Raw genomic sequence first — 25662 nt, 5'->3', positions numbered from 1 at the left:
TGGTGGATCCCGATGAACCGATCCCGGTGGGTGGCCGGTTCTTACCATTTCATGCTGGTCCTGCTGACGCTGCTGATCCCCCTCTTGATTTACCTCGCATCCCGGGGAAAAGGGTTGGAGAGTGGGTACGGGACAGTCGGCGCTGTTTTCGCCTTTGTGGTCTTGCTCTCCTACCTGGTCATTTCCAATCGGAGGGGGAGGAGATAGCCGATGGCAAAGGCGGGATGCCCGGTTTGCAACGGGTTCAGCTCACTGAATGTCTCCTGCCCGGACTGCGGGGAATGGATGGAGGACCGGGGGAGATTTTTCGATTCTCTGGCTCCTTACAGTCCTTACCGCCCAATCGATGATCTGAAAAAGACCGATGGTTGGATCGATCGGCAAACCCATCAATGTCCGCATCAACTCCAATGTCAGCAGTGCGGGTATCATGAGGTGAGGTGGGTGGCGGAACAGCTGATGTGACCTTCCTCCATGGGAAGCGCCGTCCGGTACCGGTCGGCGCTTAGGTCTATGAATGTGGTCTTTCGTGTCCGACGGACCTGGAGCCCGCCATAGAAGGGAGTCGGCCCATGGAAAATCATAAATGCCCGGAGTTTCATCCCTTTGACAAACTCGGCTCATCCCTTCTGTCAGCTTTTCCAAACAGGGAGTTAAAACCGGAAATATAAAAAACGCCCGTATCGGGCGTTTTTTTATGGAAGGGGAGAACGTTATGCCCCGTCGTCAGATTCTCTGGTAGGTTCCTCATCTTTCAGAGGTCGGCTTTCCTCTATTTTACCGGTCCAATCCCCGACATGGCCACTCCCGAGTCCCTCGTTGATCATTCGGTCCACATCGAGCCATGCTTCGTCTTTTCCTTCAAAATCGAGATCCTTTTCTTGTGCTTCCGGAACAACAGTCTGCTTCGTCTTTGACACCGGTGACGGATCGTCCGTCGATTCACGCTGATCATGCTGTATCATAACCAAACACCTCCGTAGCTCTAGAAGCGTTGTGATTTCGTGCTGTCCAAGTCCGTCAGGATGGGATTCCACATTCCGCTTCAGGTGTTCTGGTGATCCAAAGACGCTTCATGTAGAACCTAGCCTCCCGTGTCAGCTTTTTCACAACACTTTTAGTGATCGGCCGGTGTAACTGTCTTCGATCTCTTTGCAAAAAGCGCATCGCGAGACCTGGAAGCGAACCCAAGCGAGAGTCGCCCTCACCTGAGTGCAAAGGCTCTCCACCGATCACACCGACCTTTCACACCATATCAAAGTGAATAATGAGACACTCCCTAGTCTGAACCATGTCCGCCGGGATTATTTAGGGTGGCCGCTTTTCTATACATCCGCAGAGGCGGTACTCAGCTTGGCTCATTCTTTTGTGCTTTTTTCCAATGACCGCGATGATGGAGATGACAAAGAATAAAGGCGATCATCAGCATGTTTCTGATGACTGCCTTCAAAATGCCGCCTGTCAGCTTTCATTGTGTAAACCACTCTTACGCCACAAATTGCCAGACCTGTCACCCATGAAAAAAACCTCCTTTTCAGGAGGCAACGGAGGATTGCCGGCCGATATGTCACTGCAGCCGTAAACAACCCTGTGATTTTCACCTTAACACTTCTCTGGAACACCGGGATCCTTCGCAGTTCTGAAGGACGTGCCGCAACCGCAGGTGGCGATCGCGTTGGGATTGTGAATTGTGAAGCCCCCGCCCATCATCGATTCTTTGTAATCAATCTGAAGACCGCGAATCAAGGGTTCACTTTCCCGATCGATCAATACGTGTAACCCGTTCAGATTCAGTTCTGTATCTTTATCGGTTTTATTCTCATCAAAGCCCATACTGTAGGTAAACCCGCTACAGCCCCCGCCTTTGACGCCAACGCGGAGAAACTGCTCTTCGGGATTTTCCTCTTCCTTCAACATTTCCTTGATTTTGTGGCACGCCCGTTCGGAAAGTTCGATCATGTGAAATCCCTCCTTGGTTTGGCGTGGTTCTCCACTTAAATTATACAGAGAAGGCAAAAGGGATACAACCGGGCCCCCTCAGTACCCCCGTCTCATGGAAAAGCAGGGTTTTACCCGATCAGGCACGACTGAGGGCCGCCTCCTTGATCTGTGACGTGTATCTTCTGATGATATAGGCGGCCCGGTTATCCACATCAGGTTGGCTGCTGGAAGGAATCTGCCACCGGTTCCATTGATTATGAAACTCGTCCAACTGCTGGCTGAGCTCGATCACCGCCGGATGATTGAGGCCCAGTTCAGCGGCCTGCTGATGCATCACCCTTCTCAGCCGTTCCATCTCCTCTTCCAATCGGTTCATCATCGTGACCCCTTTCACCTGTCCACATCTGTCAAAACAAAGGATGTTACCGACGCCATACCTGATGAGACCATGCGGGGAAACTGCCTTTGATAATTACGGATAAACGGGTATGTTAATAGTTCTTTGTAATAAAGAGAAAAAATGGGAACATCCGTTTTTATTATATCCCACTGCCCTCTGATTTTCAAATGGCGTATGGGATCCAATCCATGATCTTATCGACAGGATGGAGTGCACGATAAAGTGCCATAATCAAAGCAGATCGAGCAGATCATCCCATTTTTTTTGTTGTTCCTTGATCTCCCGGCGAATATTTTGCAAAAGTTCCTCCCCATCTCTTCCCGTGACAATTTCACCGTTCACCAGAGCATAAGGGGATTGGGCACAGATTTCACAGTTGCCCAGACAAGGGGTTTCCAGAATTTCCACTTCCGGATCCGCCTCCAATTCATCCTTGATCTTCTCCACATCCGGTGTCAACCGGTTGATGCAAAATTCCACCATCGGGTTCATTGGGAATCACCCCTTGGTTTTTCCCGGATCGGGACCTTGTCTTATTGTAACTGGTTTGGTCATGGAAGCAAAAGCGATGGGTCGATGATTGTTTCCCTCCATTCGACATGATACACTGTCTTTGTATAAAATTTGGCTGATTCGATGTTATATACGAGGAGGAATATCGACTTGGCCCGAGGTATTGCCATCTTCCTGATTGTTGCCGGTCTTTCCCTCGTAGCCTATAACGGATACCAGTGGTGGGACCAGATCCGCGTGGTCGTCCAGGATCCCAAACTGGCGATGTCCATCGCTGACGATTGGGATAACCTGGAGAATAAGCCTTCCAAAAAGAAAGGGATCGACACCGATTTCAAACCGAAAAAAGGAGATCAGATCGGACAATTGTTCATTCCCCGCATTGGCGCCGTCCTGCCCATCATCTATGGAACAGATCATGAGGAGCTCGCCAAAGGAGTCGGCCAGTATATCGGATTTGGGACGGTACTCCCCGGTGAAACGGGTCACTCTGTTCTCGCCGGACATCGGGAAACCACGTTTCGACGAGCGGGAGAGTTGAAAAAAGGGGACAAAATCTATGTTAAAATGAATCATCATACCTATACCTATCAGATCCGCAAAATGTTCATCGTCGATGAGCATGACCGCAGTGTCATCGTCCCCCACGATCAGCCCGATATGTCCCTGATCACCTGCTATCCCTTCAACCTGGTGGGCAGCGCACCCCAGCGTTACATCATCCGTGCAGAGCTGATAGACAGCAAGAAAAATGAATAATAACCTGCCTACAAATTTCAAAAGATTTCAATCCGGTATCAACGGGCCCCTTCCCAGATGGGAAGAGGCCCGTTAATTTCACTCATTCCTTTTTCACATCCGTCTCCACCGGAGTAATCCCCAACTCCTTCAATTTGTGTTGAATCTCTTTCAGACGGGGATTTCCTTCTCCAACAATCTCCCCGTCAATGACTACCACCGGGTACCAGAGATCCTCCTTTACCACCCGACGGGAGAAAGCTGTTTCCTCCTCCCCCGTTGGATGATGAATATCCACATAGCGGACCAACACCTGATCCCCGTATTTTCGTCCCAATGCCGCTGACAGCCAAGAGGCCGTCTCTTCCGAGGACGGAAGGTTGACACAACTGGGACAAAGCTCGCGAGCTCCATACACCAACACTTCCACCTTCATTCAAATCCTCTCCTCCCTTGTCAGCGGAGCGCCTGATCCAAATCTCCCAAAAGATCTTCCGGATCCTCCACCCCCACGGAAATCCGGATCAGTCCGTCGGTGATCCCCAGCTCCCGGCGTCGTTCCGGAGGAATGGAAGCATGGGTCATCCGGGCAGGCACCGAGATTAAACTTTCCACCGCGCCCAAACTTTCCGCCAGGGTGAAAAAGCGGGTTTTGGACAGCACCTGTTCTGCACGGGAGCCGCCTCCCACATCAAAGGAGATCATTCCTCCAAACCCCCGGGCCTGCTTCGCCGCGATGGAATGACCGGGGTGGTCTTGCAGACCGGGATAAAAAACTTGCTCAATATCGGATCGGCCCTTCAGCCATTCAGCCAGTTTCCGGCTGGTAGCCTCATGTTGCCTCATCCGAAGCCCCAAGGTCTTGATGCCCCGGATCAACAACCATGAATCATGGGGTGGCAGGATTCCTCCCATGGAATTCTGCAGGAAGTGAATCCGCTCTCCCAATTCCTCATCCTTCACTACCACCAGTCCCGACACCACATCACTGTGCCCTCCCAAATACTTGGTGGCGCTGTGAAGAACGATATCCGCACCCAGATCGAGAGGGTTTTGCCAATAAGGAGTGAGGAAGGTGTTATCCACGATCAAAAGCAATCCGTGACTGCGGCAGATCTCCGCCATTTTCCCGATATCCGTCACCTTCAGGAGGGGATTGCTGGGAGTTTCCATGAAGATGGCTTTTGTCTCAGGGCGAATGGCCGCCTCCACTTCCTCTGGACAGCTGGTATCCACAAAATCGCTCCAGATTCCCAACCGGTTGAATACTTTACTCATCACCCGGTAAGTCCCACCGTAAACGTCATCCCCCATCACCAGATGGTCTCCCTGGTCAAACAGGGAAGTTACGGTGGAAATGGCCGCCATTCCGGAAGCGAAGGCAAATCCTCGGGAGCCGTTTTCCAGATCGGCGATCAATTTCTCCAGGGCCTCCCGGGTGGGATTGCCCGTACGGGAATATTCGTAGCCCCGATGTTGGCCGATCGCATCCTGCTTATAGGTGGAAACCTGATAAATCGGAACACTGACGGCACCGGTTCGCTCATCCCCGAAGATACCGCCATGGATTAATTTGGTATCTATTCGCATCCTTTACTCTCCTTCTCCATAGATTTGTTGGCTGAGATAACGTTCACTTCCATCGGGAAAAATCACCACAATCCGGGAACCGGGAGCGGCCTGTTTCGCTTCTTCCAGAGCTGCATGGAAGGCTGCCCCGGAAGAGCTGGCCACCAGCATCCCTTCTTGACGGGCCAGTTCTTTCACTCTCCGGAACGCATCCCGATCCAAAACGGTATGAACCGCATCAAAATAAGAAGGGTCCATATACTCCGGCAGGAACTCCATTCCGATCCCCTCCGTTTTATGGGGACCAGGCTCGCCTCCCCCGAGAATGGATCCTTCCGGTTCCACGATCACCGTTTTGATCCCGGGATTCTGCTCTTTGAGATAACGGGCGCAGCCCATAAAAGTTCCTCCGGAACCGGCTCCCGCCACAAACACATCCAATTGCCCGTCCATCTGTTTCCAGATCTCCGGACCCGTGGTCTCATAATGTGCCTGGGGATTGGCCGGGTTGCCAAATTGCTGGGGACAGTAGGCACCCTCGATGGCCTCGGTCAATTCCTTTGCCTTGGCAATCGCTCCGCGCACACCCTCTTCAGTGGGAGTGTTCACCACTTCCGCCCCCAGGGCGCGCATCAGCTCCTGCTTCTCCTGAGAAAATTTTTCCGGAACGACAAAGATCACCCGATAACCGGTTCCCACCGCCGCCAAGGCCAGTCCAATTCCCGTGTTTCCGGCAGTGGGCTCAATGATTGTACCTCCCGGCTTCAACTGCCCCGTTTCTTCCCCCGCCTTGATCAGGGACAGACCAAGGCGGTCCTTGACGCTGCCTCCCGGATTGAGATACTCTAATTTCGCATAAAGCTCGACACCCTTTGGCACAGAAAAACTCTTGATTCTCACGATCGGTGTCCAGCCGATCAATTCCTTGATATCCTCATATACATGCTTCATAAACATCCCTCTTCCCATATTCCCAATCATGTTACCCCTTTCATCTTATCATGAGGAACAACATTGGAGAAACACCTGCATCCCCTGTGCTTGATTCACCCAAGACAGAATCTCCGTGATCCTGTATAATGGAAGTGAGGATCGTTTCCCACCGGGTAACGGATCAAAAGTAGCTAATGTCAAACCCTAATCAATAGATGGATCGGGTGACTCTCTTTCCGGAAAGGAGTATGTCATATGAAAGAACAAGTGCAGGAAGTCCTGGATAAACTTCGTCCTTTCATTCAACGGGACGGTGGCGATGTGGAATTGGTGGACATCGAGGATGGAGTGGTAAAAGTTCGACTCCTCGGAGCCTGCGGCAGCTGCCCCAGCTCCACCATCACTTTGAAGGCAGGGATCGAGCGGGCCTTGATGGAGGAAATCCCCGAGGTCACGGAAGTGGAACAAGTATTGTAAAAAAACTTAGGATTGACTCAACAACCGCCGGAATCCATACCGGCGGTTGTTGGTTGAATGAAATAACTACGGTCCTTCCGACAGCCGGCCGTAACCTCGAAATCGCTCAGGAGCGAGTGGATCCCCATGCCCGAAATTCCCCTTGGCGTGAATCGCCGACCCCTTCAAAAGTTTTTATTTACGGATCGGGAGAATAAAGGCTTCGCCTGTGGTATAATAAACAGGCACATACGTTCGGACCCTATGAATCAAAAAAACCCTGAACCGATTCGGTTCAGGGGAGATCGATTAATCCTCTTTCTTCGCTTGTTCCTTTTTGAGGGATTCTTCCTCATACAAATGGCAAGCCACCCAGTGCATCGGACGGACTTCCTGCCATTTAGGAACGACCTGGGCACAGATATCCATCGCCTTCGGGCAACGGGTCCGGAAACGACAACCGCTGGGAGGATCGATCGGACTGGGAACGTCTCCCTTCAAGATGATGCGTTCCCGTTGTTTCCCCACATCGGGATCAGCGATCGGAACCGCTGACAGCAATGCTTCCGTATACGGATGAAGGGGGGTGTCATACAGTTCCTGGCTGTCCGCCAACTCGACCAAGTTCCCGAGATACATCACTCCGACCCGGTCACTGATATATTTCACCATAGACAGGTCATGAGCGATAAACAGATAGGTCAATCCCTTTTCCCGTTGCAATCTTTTCATCAGGTTGACCACTTGGGCCTGGATGGACACATCCAATGCGGAAATGGGCTCGTCAGCGATGATAAAGTCGGGATCTACCGCGAGAGCGCGGGCAATACCGATCCGTTGCCGCTGTCCGCCACTGAACTCATGGGGGAAACGGTCGGCGTGCTCTTCATTGAGGCCGACGGTTTTCAGAAGCTCAACTACCTTTTGACGCCGTTCTTCCCCTTGAGCCAATCCGTGGATATCCAATCCTTCGGCGATAATATCGCTTACAGTCATGCGAGGGTTCAAGGAAGCATAAGGATCCTGGAAGATCATCTGCATCTCCCGGTTGAACTTCTTCAGACTTTTTCCCTTGAGATCCTTGGTAGTCTCCCCCTTAAACCGGATCTCCCCCTCGGTCGCTTCATACAGGCGGATAATCGTCCGGCCGATGGTGGACTTGCCGCAGCCGGATTCGCCGACAAGACCCAAGGTCTCCCCTTTGTATACATCAAAGGTGACATTGTCCACCGCCCGAACCACCTGATTGCGGCCCATGTTGAAGTGCTTTTTGACTTGCTTCACTTCGAGAATCTTTTCCACTTTGGGCTCCGCTGTGCTCATTTTGAACCCCCTCCTACCATTTCAACTGGCGGTTCCACCGCAGGTGCCATCGGGTGCTCCAACCAGCAGGCCACTTGATGGGATCCACTCTCCTGAAGGGAAGTGGTTTCAGGCATCTGCTGTTTGCAAATTTTCATTGCATACTTACAGCGACCCGCAAAGGGACAACCTTTCGGCGGAGAAAGAAGATCCGGCGGGGTTCCCAAAATCGGGGTCAGTTCCTTTTCCCTGGAGAGATCCAGTCGCGGCATCGACCCCATCAGCCCCCAAGTGTAAGGATGGCGCGGACGATAGAAAATTTCATCCACCGTTCCGGTTTCAATCACTTTCCCCGCGTACATGACCACCACACGATCGGCAGTTTCCGCTACCACACCCAAATCGTGGGTGATCAGAATGGTTGAGGTTTCCAGCTTCTCCTTCAAATCATTCATCAAGTCCAGGATCTGGGCCTGAATCGTCACATCCAAAGCCGTCGTCGGCTCATCGGCGATCAGCAGTTTCGGCGCACAGGCCAGGGCAATGGCGATCATGGCCCGCTGCCGCATCCCGCCACTGAACTGGTGAGGATATTGATTGATCCGTCTTTCCGGACTGGGGATTCCGACCAGCCGCAACATTTCCAGTGCCCGCTCCCGGGCTTGGTCTTTCCCTAAATTTTGGTGCTTGATCAAACCCTCCATAATTTGTTTACCCACCGTCATGGTCGGATTCAGGGAGGTCATCGGATCCTGGAAAATCATGGCGATCTCTTTTCCCCGAACCGCCTCCATCTGTTTCTCTGACAGCTTGGTCAAGTCCTGTCCGTCAAACAGGATTTCACCGGATTTAATCCAGCCCGGGGGTTGCGGGATCAATCTCATAATAGTTTGAGAGGTGACACTCTTCCCGCAACCGGACTCTCCGACGATCGCCACAGTCTCTCCTTTTTTCACATCGAAGCTGACACCGCGCACCGCCTGCACTTCGCCATTGTAAGTTTTGAAGGATACGTGCAGGTCCCGTACTTCCAACAGATTTTGCTTCTCCATATAATCAGTCCCTCCTTTCTTATTGACGCAATTTCGGATCCAAAGCGTCCCGCAGTCCATCACCCACCAGGTTAAAGGCGAACATGATCAATGACAAGACAGCCGCCGGATAAAACAACTGATACGGATACAATTGCAACTGCTTATACCCTTCTTCAATCAGCACACCCAGGCTGGCTTCCGGCGGGCGGATCCCCAACCCGATAAAGGCGAGGAAAGCTTCAAAGAAAATCGCTGTCGGTATGGAAAACATAATGGTGATAATGACCGGCCCCATCACGTTGGGCAGCATATGCTTGACCAGCATCCGGGAGGTGCTCGCACCCAGAGTGCGGGCGGCCAAAACATACTCCTGGGATTTCAGCTTCAGCATCTCACCACGCACCACCCGGGCCATGGTGATCCAACCGGTAATCCCCATCGCCAGGGCAATAGCGAAAATTCCCGGATCCAGCCACAACAACAACAGAATGATGACGACCAGATTGGGAATCCCATAGAGCACTTCAATAATGCGCTGCATCCAGTTGTCCACCCGTCCGCCGTAATAGCCGGAGATACAGCCGTAGGGAACCCCGATAAACAGGTCAAAAGCTGCAGCCAAAAGGGCAATCAGCAGAGAGATTCCCGCCCCGTACCAGGTTCGTGTCCAAAGATCCCGACCCAGAGCGTCGGTTCCGAACCAGTGATCCCCGAAGGCTTCCTTATTGATGACACTGTAGTCCTGTGCCCGATAGGTGTACGGGTTCATATCCGGTCCAATAAAGGCCATAACCGCAATAATCAGCAGCAGGATGCCTCCGATCAGCGCTCCTTTATTGGAACGAAACCGGCGCCAGACATCCCCCCAGAAGGTGAGTTTTTTGCGGGCGATTTGCTCCTGTTCCTTCACATCTGTTTCCGCCGGTTCAAACAGATCCGGTGTCAGATTCTTGGTCGTCTCCATCCCGATCACTCCTTCGCTCCCGAAATACGGATCCGGGGATCAATCACACCATACAGTATATCGATCAGGAAAATACTGATGATCAACAAGGCGCTGTAGAAGATGGTAACCCCCATGATGACCGTATAATCCTTCACCTGAATCGATTCCACGAACATCCAGCCCATGCCCGGCACGGCGAAGATCTGCTCCACCACCAAGGAACCGGTGATCAATCCGATCACCAAGGGTCCCATCACCGTCACCGCCGGAATCAACGCATTGCGCAGGGCATGACGTCCAATGGAGGCTGTTCGACTCAAACCCTTGGCTTTGGCTGTCTTCATATAATCCTGTCCCAGTACTTCCAACATCTCTGTCCGAATATAGCGGGCAATCGTGGCGATCACCAGGAAGGAGAGGGAGAGTGTCGGTAAAATGGTGTGTTGAAAGGATCCCCACAAACCGGTGGGCAAGATCCCCCATTTCACTCCCACATAATAGGAGAGGAGGGTGGCAATCACAAAGCTGGGCACCGAGTACCCGAGGACTGAAATCACATTGGCGGTGTTATCCACCCAAGTGCCACGGCGAAGAGCGGCAATAGATCCCAACAATACTCCGACCAGGCTGCCGAAGATGATGGATTGAATCCCCAATTGAGCGGAAGCCGGAAATCCTTGCATCAAGAGATCCGTGACACTGCGACCGTCATATTTGTAAGAATAGCCCAGGCTTCCTTGGGCGAGGTTGCCCAGAAATTGAACATATTGTACAGGCAGGGGTTTATCCAGCCCATATTCTTTCAGGATTGCTTCCTGCAGTTCCTCCGGAATTTTTTCCACGTTTTGCAAGGGGGAACCGGGCATCAAGTGCATCAGGAAAAAGGTAAAGGTGATAATGACCCAGAGCGTGATCAGCATATAGGCCATCCGTTGCAGAATATACCGCCCCATCATTCCACTCCCCTTTCTCAAAAAACTTTAAATCAAACAAAATTGTTATGATTAGCGCACAGAAGGTATATGCCAGGGCTGGCATATACCTTCTCGCGCTGTCTATGGGATCTGCCAGTGTCGATCCGTTTATTTACCTTCGATATGAGCCCACTTATAGGAGAAGTCGGCACCGAAGGGATGCGTGTACAGATCCTTCACATAGGTTTGGCGCAGGAACAGCTGGGAGCGGTAGTAGAGAGGTGCGATCGCCGCTTCTTCCATCAGGAGCTCCTCCGCTTTGACCAGATCTTTAATCCGCTCGTCGAAGTCCGGGTTGGTCTTGGACTTCTTGATCAATTTATCATATTCTTTGTTGCTCCAATCACCGCGGTTGAAGGAACCACCGGTCACCCACAGATCCAGGAAGGTCATCGGGTCGTTGTAGTCGGCACCCCAACCGGCGTAACTGATTTGGAAGTCCCCTGCGCTTTCCAGCTTCAACTTCTGGTCAAAGGACATCGGGCGCAGATCCACATCGATCCCCAGATTTTTGTTCAGCTGTTCTTTGATAAACTCTTGATCCTTCTTGGCACCGCTGGAGTCATAGCCGAGAAGTTCGAGCTTCGGGATCTTCTTGATCCCGGCTTCCTTCATGCCTTCTTCCAGGAGTTTCTTGGCTTCCTTGGGATCATGCTTGATATATTCTTTACCTGCCAGATCCCGGAAGGATTTGCCTTCAGGGCCTTGCACCGCCGGGGGCACGAGGGCACCGGCCGGAACAGAGCCGTTCTTGGAAATCTTATCCGTCAGCGTCTTCCGGTCAATGGCCATGGAGATGGCTTTCCGGATCTTGGCGTTATCAAGGAACTCATTATTGGTGTTGAATTGCAGGTAGAAGTTGGTGGCCTCATTGTGCTGGTATACATCCGGCTTGCCTTGGTACTTATCCACGTAATCTTCACCCAAGCTGGTGAAGTCCACTTTCCCTGTGGAATACAGGTTCATCTTCTGGTTCATGTCTTTTACGATGCTGACATTGATCTCATCCAGTTTGACCGTCTTTTTGTCCCAGTAGTTGTCGTTCTTTTTGTACTGGAAGTCTTTGTTGTGATTCCATTCGGACAGGACGAAGGGGCCGTTGTAGACCATTTTGTCCGGCTCGGTGGCGTACTTTTCGCCGTGCTCCTCAACGATGTCCTGACGGAGCGGGTTAAAGGTGGCGAAGGCGGTCAGACCGAGGAAGTAGGGAATCGGTTGCTCCAGTTTCACTTCCAGGGTTTTGTCATCGAGGGCCTTCACGCCTACATCGTCCGCTTTTCCTTTTTTGCTGTTATACGCTTCAGCACCTTTGATGGGGTACAGCATGTAAGCATATTCGGATTTGGTTTTCGGATCGAGAGCCCGCTTCCAGGAATATTCAAAGTCTTGAGCCTTCACCGGTTCGCCGTCACTCCACTTGGCATCCCGGAGTTTAAAGGTGTAGGTTTTCTTATCTTTGCTGATATCCACACTTTCCGCCATGCCCTCCACCGGCTCATTGTTCTTGTCGAGGCGGTACAGCCCTTCCATCACGTTGTTGAGAACGCTGAAGGAGACAGTATCGGTCGTTTTGGAGCTGTCCAGCCCCGGCGGCTCCTGAGTTTCAGTCAGGTTGAGCACTTGCTTCCCGCTGCTGCCCCCCTGGCTTTGATCCACGCCGCCGCAAGCAGTCAGAGCCAGACTGGCAACCAGCAAAAGCGCCAGCGCCACATTAAACTTTTTGCCCATGTTGTCAGGTTACCCCCCTTGAAAAATATGAGAAAAATTCTATTGTTATGGTCCGATTGGGACCGATAACACAAATGAACCGCGGAATTATCGGCAATTTTCGTCTGTTCTGTCCACGACAGGCAGACAGATGCACGATGGTTCCGCATACGTCTCCCACAAGTATTTATATACCCGGAGAGCGCTTCCCATGATGATTTCATGGGATTTCCCACGGAAATGAAACTAACTTTCCCACAATTGTGTTTAATAAAATGAAACTAGTACTATCATACCAAATAAACGTACAAGTGAACAGGATATCAACGAAGAAATTAGTGGATAAAACTGGGGGGCAATCGTGCGACGGAAGGAAGGGCATCTGCCCGTTTTGGACGGACACCCTTTTCGTTTCCGCCGAATTCCCTTCAATCCCTGCATCCGAAGGATCAGTTCTTGTTTTCTTTACCGTCCATATACGCCCATTTCAGACTGATGCCTGTGCCGACCGGGTGACGTACGAGATTTTTCACGTACTGCTTTTGGAGATAGACTTCCCCACCAAAGTACAACGGGGCGATCGGCGCGTGATCACTCAGGATCTTCTCCGCCTGGATCAGGTCTTTGGCCCGCTCCTCGTTATCGGGGTTACCGGTCGACTTTTTGATCAGCTGATCATAGGTCTTGTTGCTCCACTTGCCGCGATTAAACGGTCCATCGGTGAGGAACATATCCAAATAGGACATCGGATCGTTATAGTCTGCGGACCAACCGGCAAAAGTGAGTTCAAAATTCCCCTTGGCCTCTTCATCCAATTTCTGTTTCAGCGGTCTGGGATCCAGCCGAACCTCCAGCCCCAGATTGGTTCTCAGTTGCTCTTGCATCACTTCCGCAGCTTTTTTGCGGTTGTCATCATAAATCAGCATGGTCAGTTCCGGTTTTTCGGTAATCCCCAGCTCCTCCATTCCCACTTTGAGGAGGCGTTTGGCTTCGGGGGGATTGAACTGGTGCCCGTCTCCCGATTCTTTGCGGAAGTTTTTGTTGTTGCTGTTGATGATCGTCGGCGAAACAAAACCATAGGCGGGCTGGGATCCATCCTTCAAAATCTTGACCATGGCCTCCCGATCAATCGCATAACTGATCGCTTTTCGGATATTCGCATTGGACAAAAACTCATTGTTCGTATTGAATTGCAAATATTGAACCGTGGACGTGGTCACCGGCAGATATTCGGGGCTTTTTTTGAAAGCCTCTGACAGTTCGGAGTCCAGGAAGGTGAGGTCGGTTTGGTTGGAAGTATAAAGGTTGACCCCTGTCGATGTATCTTTGACGATATATTGATTGACGGTCTCCAGACGAACAGTGTTCCGATCCCAATAAGTATCGCTCTTTTGGAGCTGAACCTTTTGTTCATGCTGCCATTCACTCAGATTGAAGGGACCGTTGTAAACCATCTTGTCCGGCTCCGTCCCATACTTTTCTCCGAATTTTTCCACAATATCCTTCCGCTGCGGCATATAGGTGGCAAAGGTAGTCAAACTGAGAAAATAGGGAACCGGATACTCCAGCTCCACCTGGAGGGTTTGTTCGTCCACTGCTTTGATTCCCACCTCGTCAGCGGAAACTTGCCCAGTGTTATACGCCTCCGCATTTTTGATCGGATACAGGATATAGGCGTATTCCCCTTTGGTTTTCGGATTGAGAGCCCGTTTCCAGGCGTATTCAAAATCCTGAGCTTTCACCGGTTCCTCGTCACTCCATTTGGCTTCGCGCAAACGGAAGGTATACGTCTTTTTATCTTCGGAAATATCCACTCCCGCAGCGATCGCCGGCTCGGGACGATTATCCTTGTCCAGACGATACAGCCCTTCCATCACATTGTTCAGAACATCAAAGGAAACGACATCTGTCGTCACCGCACTGTCCAACCCAGGCGGCTCCGCTGTCAACGTCATATCCAATACCTGTTTCTTATCCCCTGCCTTTTCTCCCGTCCCCACCGCACCGCCGGTCACTCCCGCACAAGCCGTCAACAGAAGAGCGCTCGTCATGACCATCGCCAACAGAGGGAAAAACCGTCTCCTCCTCAATGTCCTTCCTCCCTTGGTTTTTATTGTCGCCCAATATAACCGGGATATGATTGCAACGGGCATCTTGACGCGTTCATTATAAATCAATTCACATGGACAGAAAAGGGTTGTTGAAAAATAGGAACATTTACTTATCAGCCGGGAGGAGCTGAACAGGGAGAGTCATTCCTTTGTTATAATAAATGGCCGAAACAAAAGAAAAAATCCCTTTAATACACAAGGAGGAACCAAGATGCTCCAAAGCCGGATCCTATGGACAGGCGTCCTTGCCTCAGTCAGTGTGATCGGCTCCTTTGCCGCCGCACAGGGCGACCTGACCGGAATGATCAACATCCTGTTCATGACAGGGCTGGCGCTCTTGATGCTGGCCGGTGGATACTATGTGTGGAACGGCGGTTTTTTCAATCTTGTCTCCAAGGGATTCAAAATGCTTCTGCCCAAGCGTAATCAGAGAGATTATGGCTTTGAAGATCCTCTCGACGGTTCCGGCAGTGAAGCAGAAGAGGAAAAACGTGCCCGCATCAAGCGTTGGATGGCCACAGTCGGATTTTGGACAGGTCTGATTGACACGATCCTTTCGTTTCTATTGATTCCTTTGATCTAAAAGCATTGTGAATTAGTGACGGCCAGGTCGGTCGGGATTGGATCTCACATGACCTTTTCGTTGTTCGGAACTGCCAAAATCATTACCAAACACTCCCCTGAACAGCAATGCCCCGCACTTGGATGTACGGGGCATTTTGCTGTCAGGATTCCCTTTTCATCCGGACCCACCCGTTGGCTTCCACAATTTGAAGATACTTTACCAACCGGGGCAGAACCGGCTCTGCCTCTTCCCCGAATGTTTCGGCCAATCCTTCGGCAATCTCCTCCACTGTCCGCTTCCCGTCACAATGGGACAGAACGAAACTGCCCAGAGGATCCAGCTTCACCTGGATCGTCTGCGGCTGTTTCAACCAGCGCACAGACAGACGTTCCAACCAGCTGTCCCGGGAAATGAGCAGACGACAGCGGAAAGAGCCGGACTCTTGGTGGCCTCCCAAGGGCTCAAGAGTAAAACGTTCTTTTAACACCGGCCTCATTTTCAACAGATTGCTCCGCTTTTTCTTCAAAAACATGGGATCATCCCATTCACGATTCCATGGTCTTGGCCCGGCGGGACACTGCCCACAGAAGGATCGTGACACCCAGGAAGACCGCGAGGGAAACCAACTGATTCTCCAGGATCACTTGACCTTCCGGACTCATCAGACCGAAGAAGATCAAGGCTGCGATGATGACACCCACCAGGGATTCCCCGGCGATCAACCCGGAAGCGAACAGAGTACCTGTATTTTGCCGCGCTTTGCGCAAGGGTTCCTCCTTGCTGAAGCAATCGATCAACCAACGGACAATCCCGCCCACCATCACCGGAGCGCTGATGTGAACCGGGAGATATAGACCCACAGCCACCACCAGAGAGTTCAAACCCAGAAACTCGATCACGATTGCGGTGGCCGCACCCAGGAAGATCAGGTCCCAAGGCAGGTTGCCCGCCATCAGCCCCTCAATGATGATCTTCATGAGTACCCCTTTGGGAGCCGGCAGGTCCCTGGAACCCATCCCGAAGGAAGCATCCATCACCACCAGCACAAACCCGATGACCAAACTGGAAGCAACAACACCGATCATCATAGCAACTTGTTGTTTCCAGGGAGTCCCCCCCACCAGATAACCAGTCTTCAAATCCTGTGAAATATCACCGGCAACGGCCAACGCCGTGCAGATGATCGCCCCCACGGTCAAGGAAGCGATCATTCCGTCGGTACCGGTCAGTCCCGTCATCTTGAAGATGACGGTTACGATCAGTATGGTCGCAATCGTCATACCTGATACAGGGGAAGAAGAGCTTCCCACAATCCCGACGATACGGGAGGCCACCGCAACAAAGAGAAAGCCGAAGACAGCGATGGCGAGAGCCCCGATGACACCTACATTGGTCAAAGGAGTAAAAGCGATGATGAGGACCACCGCAAACACGCCCAGGAACACCCAAGTCAGGGGGATATCCCGATCCGTCCGCTCCAGCCCCCCCGTTTCCATGGAGGAGCCCTGAAGGCCACGGACAGTATCCCCAATGGAACGAACCAGGGTGGGAAGGGTTTTCACCAAGGTGATCAGACCGGCAACGGCCACTGCACCCGCACCGATGTAGTTGATATATCCACTCCAAATCCCCCAGGCATCCAATTTGGAAATCGGTTGATCCGCAGGGAAGAGAGTCTGCGTCGTCCCCGCTCCAAAGAATGAAATCATCGGAATAAAGACAATCCAGGCCAGCAATCCACCGGCGATCATTTGACCGGCGATCCGGGGTCCGATGATATATCCCACTCCCAACAGGGAAGGGAGAGTATCCATCCCCACCACCGCGTTCTTCACCTCGGCGATGGAAGTCTCAATCTCCGTTTTGAAGAGAAACAACCCATCACCCAGAGCTTTGACCAATCCTCCCACCAGAAAGCCGGAAAAGACCAGTCTGGCATTCCGGCCTCCGGTTTCTCCGGATTTCAAAACCTCTGCACAGGCGGTCCCTTCCGGGTAAGGCAGGTATTGGTGTTCTTTGACGATCAACAGGCGCCGCAGGGGCACCATCATAAACACGCCCAGAAATCCACCGGTCAACACAATAAATGCGATCATCGCCTGGCCGGGTTCCAAGTCCCACAGGAACAGAGCTGGAAGTGTGAAGACCGCCCCTGCTCCAACCGCTTCCCCAGCTGTGGTCATGGTCTGGACAATGTTATTCTCCAAGATGGATTCCCGGCGGAAAATTCCACGCAAGATCGCCATTGAAATCACTGCGGCCGGAATGGAAGCACTGACTGTCAGACCCACTTTCAACCCCAAGTAGGCGTTGGCCGCCCCAAACACCACTGCCAGCACAATCCCCAACAGAACAGCGAGTAAGGTTATTTCCGGCAAAGATTTGGAAGATGGAATATAAGGGATAAATCCCGCAGAAGACTCCTTATTATTACGGCTCATCCGTAACCCCTTCTTTTTAAACAATAAATTTTCCTATAATTACATATATATACATATATAATATAAAAATGGATTATTAAAAAGGATAACACCCCAATTCCTTCATACACAAGGGAAATGGCAAAATGCTTTCATTGGCGCAATTGGGAATAATCATCCTTCAAAAAACCCGTTCCTGTATGGAACGGGTTTTCTGTTGACGATGCGAGAAATTGGTATTATTTTCATTCGCACTCGGTGTCCATTGCCATCACATGATCTTTTGAGTATATCCTTTCCGTTACGAAAAACTTACAAAACTCTACAAAGAGTCTATGTTTTCTTCCTGATTCATCGTGTCCCGCTTCGGCACGTACTCCCTACAACGGTTTGTATAACACTCCACAGGCGTAAATTCCCGTGTAACTCACGGTACATATTAGCGTTGTCTTGAAATGACTAAGACGCTAATTTAGCTAAGTTAATAGAAGCATTTAAGTCACGATCTAGATTGAGTCCGCAATCGCACTTTATCCAACGGTCGGATAACCTCAGACCTTTATGGATTTGACCACAACTGGAACATGTTTTGCTTGAAGGATACCAACGATCAGCCATAACTAGCTCAATGTTGTACCACTTACATTTATACTCCAGTTGCCATCTGATTTCATAGAAGTTACACTGCTGGATGTGTTTAGCCAGGTGTTGATTCTTCATCATCCCTTTTGCATTCAAGTCTTCAATGACAATATGAGAAGGCTTGGTTTTCACGATCTCTGTTGTCATTTTATGAATGTAATCTTTTCGGATGTTGTTGATGTGACTTCTCAACTTAGCTATACTCTTTTCGAGTTTTATAAGGTTGCGTGTTTTCCGGTAACGGTTTCCCTCCTTATTCATTTGATATTTACGAGAAGCCCTTCTTTGTAACCTTTTGAAACGCTTCTCAGTCGATCCTTGTAAAGAACTACAACCCTATCCACTTCCCCTTGTGTTATGCGTTTGATGATCTGTTGGAGTCCCTTTTTTGTGTAGTTGATTCCACTCCCTACGTCAGAGATGATCTCAAAGGGTTTCCCTTGAGCGATAAGATATATTTGCATGTTTTCGATTTGTCGTTCCAAGTCATCTTTTTGTTTGTTACTGGATACACGACAATATCCAATTGTTATCTTCTCTATTTGGTTTTTTGGATTTACCCCCAAGTAATCCCTCAACTGCTTTTCACTGTAGTATCGATACCCACTATCCGTGATCACCGCCGGTATAAGTGTCCCTTTTTTGTGCCAATTACGCAGTGTCTGTTGCGTAACACCGATTTTCTTTGCAAACTACCCAATAGAATAAACCTTCAAAATCCCCTTACTATTTAGGTATAAGCTAAAGTTTATAATTAGCAAAGAGGTTTTTGTAAACTTTTATACTTTTATATGTGTAACCTAACTGTTATCCACCCTCCTTTCGAAAGTCAGGGCTGGTACTGACACTGGGAATACGGATAAAATACGGATAAAATCTTTCAGTTCTTCCAGAAGGTGTGCCCGTTTTCTGCTGAAATAGGAGTTTACTTGTTCCATCACAGCCAGTCACTCCTTGATCCGGTTTATAAGCTTCCCGTCCTACCTCACAAAATCATACTCAATGCCGATGTTGAACCCCTTTTTAGTCTACAGCAGGACCATTCATCTATATAACGAATGTAATGGATAGGTTCCATCGATAAAACAAATCGAACCGGGAGAAGGATCCATGGAGATCAACCAGCTGGAAGCATTCCTCTGTGCCGTCAAAAACCGCAGTTTCACCCGTCCCGCCGAGGGTGGTCCAATCCACAATCACCACACGTGTTATTTGAGGTGATTGGAATTCCAGGGAAAAAGCAATCCGTTATGGCGTGCATGCCAGAGTCAAACATTGAGGTGGATTCCCATAACTTACAATAGAGTGCCAGAAGTACGGTAAAAACATGTCACAGGGAGAGTTGGGATTCACATGGAGCGTCTTTGGATCGTCAGAACTTTGGTGCCGGAATGTGAAAGTCGATCCCGACCGACTTGTCCAGCACTAGATGACAAAACTTTTAGTGAACGAATGGGAGGGACCCACTATGATAACTCCTGAAATCCAGGCGGAACTGACAGCGATTGTGGGAGAGGAGCGGTTTCGGACGGATCCCGAGAGTCGAATCAGCCACTCCTATGACGCGACCCCCATGTTCCAATCCCTTCCCGACGGTGTGATCTATCCTGCTTCCACAGGCGAGGTGCAGAAAATCCTGCGCATTGCTTCCAACTATTCCATACCCGTGGTCGGGCGCGGTTCGGGAAGCAACTTGAGTGCGGATACGGTACCCTCCAAAGGAGGGCTGGTGATGGTGATGACCCGTATGAACCGGATCCTGGAGTTGGATCGGAATAACCACACTCTCACGGTCCAACCCGGCGTCTACACCCAGACGATTCATGACACGGTGGAGAAGGAAGGACTCTTCTATCCCCCGGATCCCAGCAGCATGGCGATCTCCACCATCGGCGGCAATATTGCCGAGTGTTCCGGTGGACTGCGAGGCCTCAAGTATGGGACGACCAAGGATTATGTGCTCGGTTTGGAAGCAGTTTTGGCCAACGGCGAGGTGATCCGGACCGGTGGAAAACTTTACAAGGATGTGGCCGGCTATGACCTGACCAAGTTGCTGGTGGGATCTGAGGGGACCCTGGCCATCATCACGGAAGCCACACTGAAGCTGATCCCCCTTCCCGAAAGCCGACGGGCGATGGTTGCCCATTACACCGATCTGGACGCTGCCGCCCGCACCGTCTCCCGCATTCTCTCTGAGGGGATCATCCCTTGCACCCTTGAATTTATGGATCAGAAAACGATTCAGGTGGTGGAGGAGTATGCCAACATCGGACTCCCCAAAGAGATGGCGGCCATTCTGTTGATTGAACAGGACGGCCCGCCCGCCGTCGTGGAAAACGACATTCATCAAATCCGGAAGATCTGTCAAGAAACCGGGGCCACCCATATGGAAATGGCCCAAACGGAAGCGGAGGGGACCCGGGTGTTGGCCGCCCGCCGCAACGCTCTGGCCGCCTTGGCTCGCCTCCGCCCCACCTTGATCCTGGAGGATACCACCGTTCCCCGTTCGGAAATTGCACCCATGGTGCGGGAGATCAACCGGATTGCCGACAAGTACCAACTGAATATCTGCACCTTCGGCCATGCCGGTGACGGCAACCTCCACCCCACCCTGTTGACTGACGCCCGGGATCCGGAGGAGATCGAGCGGGCAGAACTGGCCTTCTCAGATATTTTTGCGGCGGCGATCCGCCTCGGCGGCACCGTCACCGGAGAACACGGAGTCGGGTTGGCCAAGGCTCCTTATCTGGAGTGGAAAACGGGCCGCATCGCCATCGAAGTGATGAAAGGGATCAAAAAAGCCTTTGATCCTCAAGGCATCCTCAACCCTGGCAAGATCTTCGCCGACACCCTCCGGACAGAAAGGGTGGGAGACTGATGGCAACGGCACCGAAGAAAAATTCATCGACCCTGCCCGAATCACCCTGGGAAGCTGTGGGCAAGGAATTGAAGTTGACTCTGGATCAAGACCAACTGACCCACTGTATGCGGTGCGGTTTTTGCCTGCCCGCCTGCCCCACCTACAGGGAGACAGGACGAGAGGCTGCTTCTCCCAGAGGGCGGATCGCCCTGATGAAAGCGGTGAATGACGGTCTGATGAGCCCTGATGAGTCCTTCGCGGATCAGCTGAAATATTGTCTCGGTTGCCGCGCCTGTGAATCCGCCTGTCCGGCGGATGTGAAGTTCGGCCGTCTCCTGGAGCAGTCCCGGGCAGCCATCCATGAGTACGCCCCCCGCTCCCGTGGTGTTCGATGGATGGAAAACTTTTTCTTCCGCCATTTCTTTTCCAGTCGAAGCAAACTCCAACTTGCCGGGGCACTGATCGCCTTCTATCAGAAATCGGGCCTTCAGAGGCTGTTTCATCACAGTGGCCTGGCTGAAGTGGTTCTTCCCGAACATCTCCGCCAGATGGACAAAGTGTTGCCTTATGCCAGTTCCAAAGGTGTAGTGGAACGCACCGGCACCTTCATTCCCTCCAAAGGGGGATCCCGCGGCCGGGTCGGCTTGTTTCGGGGGTGCATCATGGATGTGTTATTTGCGAAGACCAACTGTAACACCGCTGAATTGCTGTCTGCTGCCGGATACGAGGTGGTCATCCCTGAAACACAGACCTGTTGCGGCGCCCTTCAGGCCCACGGCGGAGATGAAAAACATGCCAAAGAGCTGGCCCGGGCCAATCTCCGCACCTTTAAAGAGGCCGAAGTCGATTGGATTGCCAGCAACGCCGGCGGTTGCGGTGCTCAGCTGGTGGAGATTCCTCACCTGTTGCGAGGTGATCCTGAATACGCAGAAGAGGCGCATTGGTTTGCCGATCGGATCCGTGATATCAGCCAACTGTTGGTTGCAGGCAGCCCCTTACCCCTGGGTGAAGTGAATGCCTGCGTCACTTACCAGGATTCCTGCCACTTGCGAAACGGGATGAAGGTCTCTGAAGCACCCCGCCGGCTCCTCTCCGCCATTCCGGGAACCCGGTACGTGGAACTGGTTGAATCGGACCGCTGCTGCGGCTCCGCCGGCATCTACAACCTGACGCAACCGGTGACATCGATGAGCCTCCTTGACGAAAAAATGGAACACGTAAAGGAGTCAAGGGCCGAGTTCCTCGTCACTACCAACCCCGGCTGTCTCCTGCAGATGAAACTGGGAATCCAACGGGCCGGTCTGGAAGACCGCATGCAGGCTGTCCACCTCGTCGACTTTTTGGCAGAGTCGATCCGCCAGGGGGCGGGGAAGAGGAAGATCCCCTCTGACCAAAATGAAAAGTGACCCTGCACGGGTCACTTTTCACAAGATCCATTCCACTTGTCACTTCAATCCGACGGAGACGTACTTGACTTCCAGATACTCTTCGATTCCCCAGCGGCCTCCCTCTCTGCCGAGGCCGCTTTCCTTCACACCGCCGAAGGGAGCCTGGGCTGTCGAAGGCATCCCGTCATTGATGCCGACGATTCCATACTCCAACCCTTCGGAAACGCGGACGGCGCGGGAGAGATCCCGGGTGTAGAGATAAGCGGCCAGTCCGAATGGAGTATTGTTAGCGAGGGCCAGAGCTTCTTCCTCCGTATCAAAAGCATGGATGGGCAGTACGGGGCCGAAGGTTTCCTCCTGTTCCACCCGCATGTGCTCCGTCGTATCCAGCAGAACCGTAGGTTCATAGAAACAACCAGTCTCTTGTTCCGAAAGACAAAGTTTGCGGCCGCCGGTCAATACCCGGGCCCCCTGATCCACGGCGTCACGGACATGGCTTTCCACTTTATCGAGAGCTTGTTCATCGATCAGGGGACCGACCTGCACCCCTTCCTTCAATCCGTTGCCCACCTTCAATTCTCGGGCATGACGGGCGAGGATGGCGGCAAACTCCTCTTTGATGCTGTGCTGGACGTAAACACGGTTGGTACAGACACAAGTCTGCCCTGCATTGCGGAACTTGCTGGCCGTCACCTCGATCGCCGCTTGTTCCAGATCTGCATCTGCAAAAACCAGGTAGGGGGCCTGTCCCCCCAGTTCCAGGCTGAGCCGTTTCACAGTGTCCGCCGCTTTTCGCATCAGGGTTTTGCCCACTTCCGTCGATCCGGTGAAGGTCAGTTTCCGGACCCGTTGATCCGCCAACAACGCATCGCCGATCTCCTCCGCCCGGGTACCCGTCACCAGGTTGAAAACCCCGGGAGGAAGGCCCGCCTCCTGCATAATCTCTGCCAGCAGAGCAGCCGTGAGCGGCGTCTGTTCCGCCGGCTTGGCCACCATTGTACAACCCGCCGCCAGTGCCGGAGCCACCTTGCGGGTGATCATCGCCGCCGGGAAGTTCCAGGGCGTAATCGCCGCCGTCACACCGATCGGTTGTCGCAAAACCCAGATCCGCTTGTCAGGGGAGTTGGCCGGAATCGTCTCTCCGTAAATCCGTTTGGCCTCTTCTGCATACCACAGGAAGAAATCAGCGGCGTACTGCACCTCCCCCCGGGCCTCCCCCAGGGGCTTCCCCTGTTCCAGCGTCATCAGCCGCGCGATTTCTTCCCTTCGTTTTATCATCCCGTCGTAGATCCTGGTCAACAGCTCACTTCGTTCCCGGGCTGTTTTCTTGGACCAGCCGGGAAACGCACGAGCCGCAGCATCCACCGCCTTGTTCACGTCCTCGGCACTTCCCTCCGCTGCCTGACCCACCAAGGTTCTGTCAGCGGGATTCAGAACATCGAAAGTTGCTCCCGAGGAAGCTTCCAACCAGCCGCCATCGATAAACAATCCATATCGTTTCACCCTTCAATCAACCTCTCTTCCCTTCGTCTGCATGAAGGACCCGGCAGCTTCCCCCATGCCGAGCCACCACTTAGAATCACGGCGTCCATTTGAACAGCCGATCATCTCCTGTTCGGGGGGTTCCCCTTCCATCGGTGTTGCTGGTCAGAACGTAAAAGCTCCCATCCACAGCAACGATGTCCCGAAGGCGCCCCTTTCCGGTGAAAATTTTCCCTGTCCGGTTTTTGTCCGTGGCAAAAAAGCGTATTTGTTCTCCGCGGAGTCCAGCAATGTACAGCTTGCCATCCTGGTGGGCCAAACCTGAAGGGGCCCATGTCTGTCCCCCCGATTGGTACTGGGGCGAGACCATCCCCTTCTTTTTTTCATTTCCTGTGATCACCGGCCATCCATAATTTTTTCCCGCTTCGATCCGATTGATCTCATCCCGGCCAGATTCGGCTCCGGAGGGACCATGTTCCGCACTGTACAAATCCCCCTTCTCCGACCAGGCCAAACCCTGGGGATTTCGGTGTCCATAGCTGTAGACGAGGGAGCCGGGAAAGGGATTGTCCTCCGGGACGTTGCCATCCAGGTTCATGCGCAGAATCTTCCCCCCCAGACTGTCCAGGTTCTGGGCGTTCTTCTCCACTCCCGCATCCCCCGTTGTGATATACAATTTCCCGTCGGGACCGATTCCCAATCTTCCTCCGTTGTGGATAAAACCACCTGGGATCCTCTCCAACAATGCTTTCTCTTCCCTCCAAACTCCTGCCTCCCGTTTCAGCAGGATCACCCGGTTTCGCCTCTTTCCCCCGTCCCGGTATGTATGATAGGCATACAGCAGTCCATTCTTCTCAAAACCGGGATGTGGCGCAATTCCGAGAAACCCCCCTTCTCCCTCATGATGCACTTGCTTGTTCAACTTGAGCTTTTGCCGTGTCAGTTTCCCCCCCGGTCGGGACACTTCGACGATAGCCCCGCCGCGTTCGCTGATATAAAAATGTTCTTTGGTCACCGCCAAGGACCAAGGAACCCGCAATCCGGTCACGACCTCCCTTGTCCCCCCTTTTTCCTTCCGGGTCTCTACACGTTTCGGCTCCTCTTTTTTCTCCGACGGGTTCCCGGAAGATTCAGGACCACTGCAGGAAACCGTCAACAGCAGAATCAACAGGATCCATTTTTTCAAAAGAAATTCCCTCCCGATCAAAGCTTACAAGTTATTTCCCCTTCGGGAACTGGATTCCTCTTTCAGAGACAGGAAAAGAGCAAAGTGGCGACGGATAAGATGATCATGAACCGCAAGAATTTTTGTCACTTGCCGGGGAAACCCCGTGCGGGAATCATTCAGGCACGGGGCTTACCGATGATTATTTATGGAACCCCCCCCCCCCCCCCCCCGGCTGCAGACGGAAACGTAATATCAGGAAGCCTCATTTTTGGCTTCTCTTGGTTTGTTTTGTTTTTGGTGACGTAAATGATATATCTGCCGTAATCAATGGTTTTAAAGATTGCAACAAAAATAAGCCACCCTTCAGAGAAGGTTTTGCGTTCTTATGTGGATCAGTGGACAGATGAGGAACATAAGAGATTTCTTTCCCTTATATCGAATTGATCACCCCTAACTTCTCCTTCAAAGAACAAACCCGGCGACTCATCTCAGGTTGGTTGCCGGGTTGATCAT

25 protein-coding genes and 1 pseudogene are annotated in these 25662 nt (G+C 51.9%); 7 read left to right on the top strand and 19 right to left on the bottom strand.

The features are described from left to right. Window positions 1-12 precede the first annotated feature (12 nt). Both IEV46_RS08245 and IEV46_RS08240 read left to right on the top strand, forming a co-directional pair. Window positions 13-207, top strand: coding sequence for a hypothetical protein (locus IEV46_RS08245; protein WP_188431827.1), 195 nt, complete (start codon window positions 13-15; stop codon window positions 205-207). 3 nt (window positions 208-210) lie between these two features. Beyond that, on the top strand, window positions 211-465 hold the full coding sequence (locus IEV46_RS08240) for a hypothetical protein (RefSeq protein ID WP_188431825.1): 255 nt from the start codon (window positions 211-213) through the stop codon (window positions 463-465). A gap of 248 nt (window positions 466-713) precedes the next feature. On the opposite strand, the gene IEV46_RS08235 is transcribed toward IEV46_RS08240, so the two are convergent. The 4 genes from IEV46_RS08235 to IEV46_RS08220 form a co-directional block, all read right to left on the bottom strand. Then, window positions 714-965, bottom strand: coding sequence for a hypothetical protein (locus IEV46_RS08235; RefSeq protein ID WP_308420293.1), 252 nt, complete (start codon window positions 963-965; stop codon window positions 714-716). Between the two features lie 637 nt (window positions 966-1602). After that, on the bottom strand, window positions 1603-1959 hold the full coding sequence (locus IEV46_RS08230; protein WP_188431823.1) for a HesB/IscA family protein: 357 nt from the start codon (window positions 1957-1959) through the stop codon (window positions 1603-1605). Between the two features lie 118 nt (window positions 1960-2077). Beyond that, window positions 2078-2317, bottom strand: coding sequence for an aspartyl-phosphate phosphatase Spo0E family protein (locus IEV46_RS08225; RefSeq protein ID WP_188431821.1), 240 nt, complete (start codon window positions 2315-2317; stop codon window positions 2078-2080). 255 nt (window positions 2318-2572) lie between these two features. Then, window positions 2573-2833 (bottom strand): YuzB family protein, encoded by a 261-nt coding sequence (locus tag IEV46_RS08220; RefSeq protein WP_188431819.1) that lies wholly within the window; start codon window positions 2831-2833, stop codon window positions 2573-2575. A gap of 171 nt (window positions 2834-3004) precedes the next feature. Here IEV46_RS08220 and srtD point away from each other — a divergent pair, with 171 nt between their 5' ends. Beyond that, entirely contained in the window at window positions 3005-3613 is a 609-nt protein-coding gene (srtD, locus tag IEV46_RS08215; protein WP_188431817.1) for a class D sortase, LPxTATN-specific, read from the top strand. 82 nt (window positions 3614-3695) lie between these two features. On the opposite strand, the gene IEV46_RS08210 is transcribed toward srtD, so the two are convergent. The 3 genes from IEV46_RS08210 to IEV46_RS08200 are packed head-to-tail and all read right to left on the bottom strand — an operon-like array spanning window position 3696 to window position 6112. Beyond that, complete coding sequence (locus IEV46_RS08210) at window positions 3696-4028, bottom strand: YuzD family protein (RefSeq protein WP_188431815.1); 333 nt, start codon at window positions 4026-4028, stop codon at window positions 3696-3698. 20 nt (window positions 4029-4048) lie between these two features. Then, the gene (locus tag IEV46_RS08205; protein ID WP_188431813.1) at window positions 4049-5182 is read right to left on the bottom strand and encodes a bifunctional cystathionine gamma-lyase/homocysteine desulfhydrase; all 1134 of its coding nucleotides are present in this window, start codon (window positions 5180-5182) and stop codon (window positions 4049-4051) included. A 3-nt stretch (window positions 5183-5185) separates the two neighbouring features. Beyond that, window positions 5186-6112, bottom strand: coding sequence for a PLP-dependent cysteine synthase family protein (locus IEV46_RS08200; RefSeq protein WP_188431811.1), 927 nt, complete (start codon window positions 6110-6112; stop codon window positions 5186-5188). Between the two features lie 237 nt (window positions 6113-6349). Here IEV46_RS08200 and IEV46_RS08195 point away from each other — a divergent pair, with 237 nt between their 5' ends. Next, window positions 6350-6571 carry a NifU family protein gene (locus IEV46_RS08195; RefSeq protein WP_188431809.1) on the top strand — a complete coding sequence of 74 codons (222 nt, stop codon included), beginning with the start codon at window positions 6350-6352 and terminating at the stop codon, window positions 6569-6571. Window positions 6572-6859: 288 nt separating this feature from the next. Here IEV46_RS08195 and IEV46_RS08190 read toward each other — a convergent pair whose 3' ends face one another. The 6 genes from IEV46_RS08190 to IEV46_RS08165 all read right to left on the bottom strand — a co-directional run bounded on the left by IEV46_RS08190 (window position 6860) and on the right by IEV46_RS08165 (window position 14603). Then, window positions 6860-7873: an ABC transporter ATP-binding protein gene (locus IEV46_RS08190; RefSeq protein WP_188431807.1), complete on the bottom strand. Its 1014-nt coding sequence runs from the start codon at window positions 7871-7873 to the stop codon at window positions 6860-6862. Further along, window positions 7870-8904 (bottom strand): ABC transporter ATP-binding protein, encoded by a 1035-nt coding sequence (locus IEV46_RS08185; protein WP_188431805.1) that lies wholly within the window; start codon window positions 8902-8904, stop codon window positions 7870-7872. The genes IEV46_RS08190 and IEV46_RS08185 overlap by 4 nt, the downstream gene beginning before the upstream one ends. 19 nt (window positions 8905-8923) lie before the next feature. Continuing rightward, on the bottom strand, window positions 8924-9850 hold the full coding sequence (locus IEV46_RS08180) for an ABC transporter permease (RefSeq protein WP_188431803.1): 927 nt from the start codon (window positions 9848-9850) through the stop codon (window positions 8924-8926). A gap of 5 nt (window positions 9851-9855) precedes the next feature. Further along, window positions 9856-10785, bottom strand: a complete 930-nt coding sequence (locus IEV46_RS08175; RefSeq protein ID WP_188431801.1) for an ABC transporter permease — start codon at window positions 10783-10785, stop codon at window positions 9856-9858. A 129-nt stretch (window positions 10786-10914) separates the two neighbouring features. Continuing rightward, window positions 10915-12534 (bottom strand): peptide ABC transporter substrate-binding protein, encoded by a 1620-nt coding sequence (locus IEV46_RS08170; RefSeq protein ID WP_188431799.1) that lies wholly within the window; start codon window positions 12532-12534, stop codon window positions 10915-10917. Between the two features lie 428 nt (window positions 12535-12962). After that, window positions 12963-14603, bottom strand: a complete 1641-nt coding sequence (locus IEV46_RS08165) for a peptide ABC transporter substrate-binding protein (RefSeq protein ID WP_229735982.1) — start codon at window positions 14601-14603, stop codon at window positions 12963-12965. Window positions 14604-14835: 232 nt separating this feature from the next. Here IEV46_RS08165 and IEV46_RS08160 point away from each other — a divergent pair, with 232 nt between their 5' ends. Further along, a complete protein-coding gene (locus tag IEV46_RS08160; RefSeq protein ID WP_188431795.1) occupies window positions 14836-15207 on the top strand; it encodes a DUF3899 domain-containing protein in 372 nt (123 codons plus the stop codon). A 142-nt stretch (window positions 15208-15349) separates the two neighbouring features. Here the strand turns inward: IEV46_RS08160 and IEV46_RS08155 are convergent, their stop codons facing one another. The 4 genes and pseudogenes from IEV46_RS08155 to IEV46_RS08140 form a co-directional block, all read right to left on the bottom strand. Then, on the bottom strand, window positions 15350-15721 hold the full coding sequence (locus IEV46_RS08155; protein WP_188431793.1) for a PqqD family protein: 372 nt from the start codon (window positions 15719-15721) through the stop codon (window positions 15350-15352). 13 nt (window positions 15722-15734) lie between these two features. Next, on the bottom strand, window positions 15735-17630 hold the full coding sequence (locus IEV46_RS08150) for an OPT family oligopeptide transporter (protein ID WP_188431791.1): 1896 nt from the start codon (window positions 17628-17630) through the stop codon (window positions 15735-15737). A 438-nt stretch (window positions 17631-18068) separates the two neighbouring features. Then, window positions 18069-18512: an RNA-guided endonuclease InsQ/TnpB family protein gene (locus tag IEV46_RS08145; protein ID WP_229735981.1), complete on the bottom strand. Its 444-nt coding sequence runs from the start codon at window positions 18510-18512 to the stop codon at window positions 18069-18071. Window positions 18513-18559: 47 nt separating this feature from the next. Further along, window positions 18560-18931: pseudogene (locus IEV46_RS08140) on the bottom strand (IS607 family transposase); the annotation flags it as partial. Window positions 18932-19719: 788 nt separating this feature from the next. On the opposite strand from IEV46_RS08140, the gene IEV46_RS08135 reads away from it, so the two are divergent. Together IEV46_RS08135 and IEV46_RS08130 are read left to right on the top strand one after the other, a co-directional pair. Further along, a complete protein-coding gene (locus IEV46_RS08135) occupies window positions 19720-21129 on the top strand; it encodes an FAD-binding oxidoreductase (RefSeq protein WP_188431789.1) in 1410 nt (469 codons plus the stop codon). Next, window positions 21129-22517, top strand: a complete 1389-nt coding sequence (locus IEV46_RS08130) for a (Fe-S)-binding protein (RefSeq protein WP_188431787.1) — start codon at window positions 21129-21131, stop codon at window positions 22515-22517. Before IEV46_RS08135 ends, IEV46_RS08130 begins: the two co-directional genes overlap by 1 nt. Window positions 22518-22556: 39 nt before the next feature. Here IEV46_RS08130 and IEV46_RS08125 read toward each other — a convergent pair whose 3' ends face one another. Beyond that, window positions 22557-24002, bottom strand: coding sequence for an NAD-dependent succinate-semialdehyde dehydrogenase (locus tag IEV46_RS08125; RefSeq protein ID WP_188431785.1), 1446 nt, complete (start codon window positions 24000-24002; stop codon window positions 22557-22559). 76 nt (window positions 24003-24078) lie between these two features. Next, entirely contained in the window at window positions 24079-25167 is a 1089-nt protein-coding gene (locus tag IEV46_RS08120; RefSeq protein WP_188431783.1) for a PQQ-dependent sugar dehydrogenase, read from the bottom strand. Window positions 25168-25662: the final 495 nt, after the last annotated feature.

Origin of the sequence: Kroppenstedtia guangzhouensis (assembly GCF_014637345.1) — a bacterium.
GTDB classification, from domain to species: Bacteria; Bacillota; Bacilli; order Thermoactinomycetales; family DSM-45169; genus Kroppenstedtia; species Kroppenstedtia guangzhouensis.
Note: the sequence above shows the minus strand (reverse complement) of the source record. Positions and strands in the feature narration are given on the sequence as shown.

Bases quoted from the DNA above. Each gene is read 5' to 3' on its own strand.
- IEV46_RS08235 (WP_308420293.1), bottom strand. From the start codon at position 965: ATGATACAGCATGATCAGCGTGAATCGACGGACGATCCGTCACCGGTG.
- IEV46_RS08225 (WP_188431821.1), bottom strand. From the start codon at position 2,317: ATGAACCGATTGGAAGAGGAGATGGAACGGCTGAGAAGGGTGATGCAT.
- IEV46_RS08205 (WP_188431813.1), bottom strand. From the start codon at position 5,182: ATGCGAATAGATACCAAATTAATCCATGGCGGTATCTTCGGGGATGAG.
- IEV46_RS08175 (WP_188431801.1), bottom strand. From the start codon at position 10,785: ATGGGGCGGTATATTCTGCAACGGATGGCCTATATGCTGATCACGCTC.
- IEV46_RS08180 (WP_188431803.1), bottom strand. From the start codon at position 9,850: ATGGAGACGACCAAGAATCTGACACCGGATCTGTTTGAACCGGCGGAA.
- IEV46_RS08240 (WP_188431825.1), top strand. From the start codon at position 211: ATGGCAAAGGCGGGATGCCCGGTTTGCAACGGGTTCAGCTCACTGAAT.
- IEV46_RS08145 (WP_229735981.1), bottom strand. From the start codon at position 18,512: ATGAATAAGGAGGGAAACCGTTACCGGAAAACACGCAACCTTATAAAA.
- IEV46_RS08230 (WP_188431823.1), bottom strand. From the start codon at position 1,959: ATGATCGAACTTTCCGAACGGGCGTGCCACAAAATCAAGGAAATGTTG.
- IEV46_RS08185 (WP_188431805.1), bottom strand. From the start codon at position 8,904: ATGGAGAAGCAAAATCTGTTGGAAGTACGGGACCTGCACGTATCCTTC.
- IEV46_RS08190 (WP_188431807.1), bottom strand. From the start codon at position 7,873: ATGAGCACAGCGGAGCCCAAAGTGGAAAAGATTCTCGAAGTGAAGCAA.
- IEV46_RS08210 (WP_188431815.1), bottom strand. From the start codon at position 4,028: ATGAAGGTGGAAGTGTTGGTGTATGGAGCTCGCGAGCTTTGTCCCAGT.
- IEV46_RS08160 (WP_188431795.1), top strand. From the start codon at position 14,836: ATGCTCCAAAGCCGGATCCTATGGACAGGCGTCCTTGCCTCAGTCAGT.
- IEV46_RS08195 (WP_188431809.1), top strand. From the start codon at position 6,350: ATGAAAGAACAAGTGCAGGAAGTCCTGGATAAACTTCGTCCTTTCATT.
- IEV46_RS08170 (WP_188431799.1), bottom strand. From the start codon at position 12,534: ATGGGCAAAAAGTTTAATGTGGCGCTGGCGCTTTTGCTGGTTGCCAGT.
- IEV46_RS08245 (WP_188431827.1), top strand. From the start codon at position 13: ATGAACCGATCCCGGTGGGTGGCCGGTTCTTACCATTTCATGCTGGTC.
- IEV46_RS08130 (WP_188431787.1), top strand. From the start codon at position 21,129: ATGGCAACGGCACCGAAGAAAAATTCATCGACCCTGCCCGAATCACCC.
- IEV46_RS08135 (WP_188431789.1), top strand. From the start codon at position 19,720: ATGATAACTCCTGAAATCCAGGCGGAACTGACAGCGATTGTGGGAGAG.
- IEV46_RS08220 (WP_188431819.1), bottom strand. From the start codon at position 2,833: ATGAACCCGATGGTGGAATTTTGCATCAACCGGTTGACACCGGATGTG.
- IEV46_RS08150 (WP_188431791.1), bottom strand. From the start codon at position 17,630: ATGAGCCGTAATAATAAGGAGTCTTCTGCGGGATTTATCCCTTATATT.
- IEV46_RS08200 (WP_188431811.1), bottom strand. From the start codon at position 6,112: ATGAAGCATGTATATGAGGATATCAAGGAATTGATCGGCTGGACACCG.
- IEV46_RS08155 (WP_188431793.1), bottom strand. From the start codon at position 15,721: ATGTTTTTGAAGAAAAAGCGGAGCAATCTGTTGAAAATGAGGCCGGTG.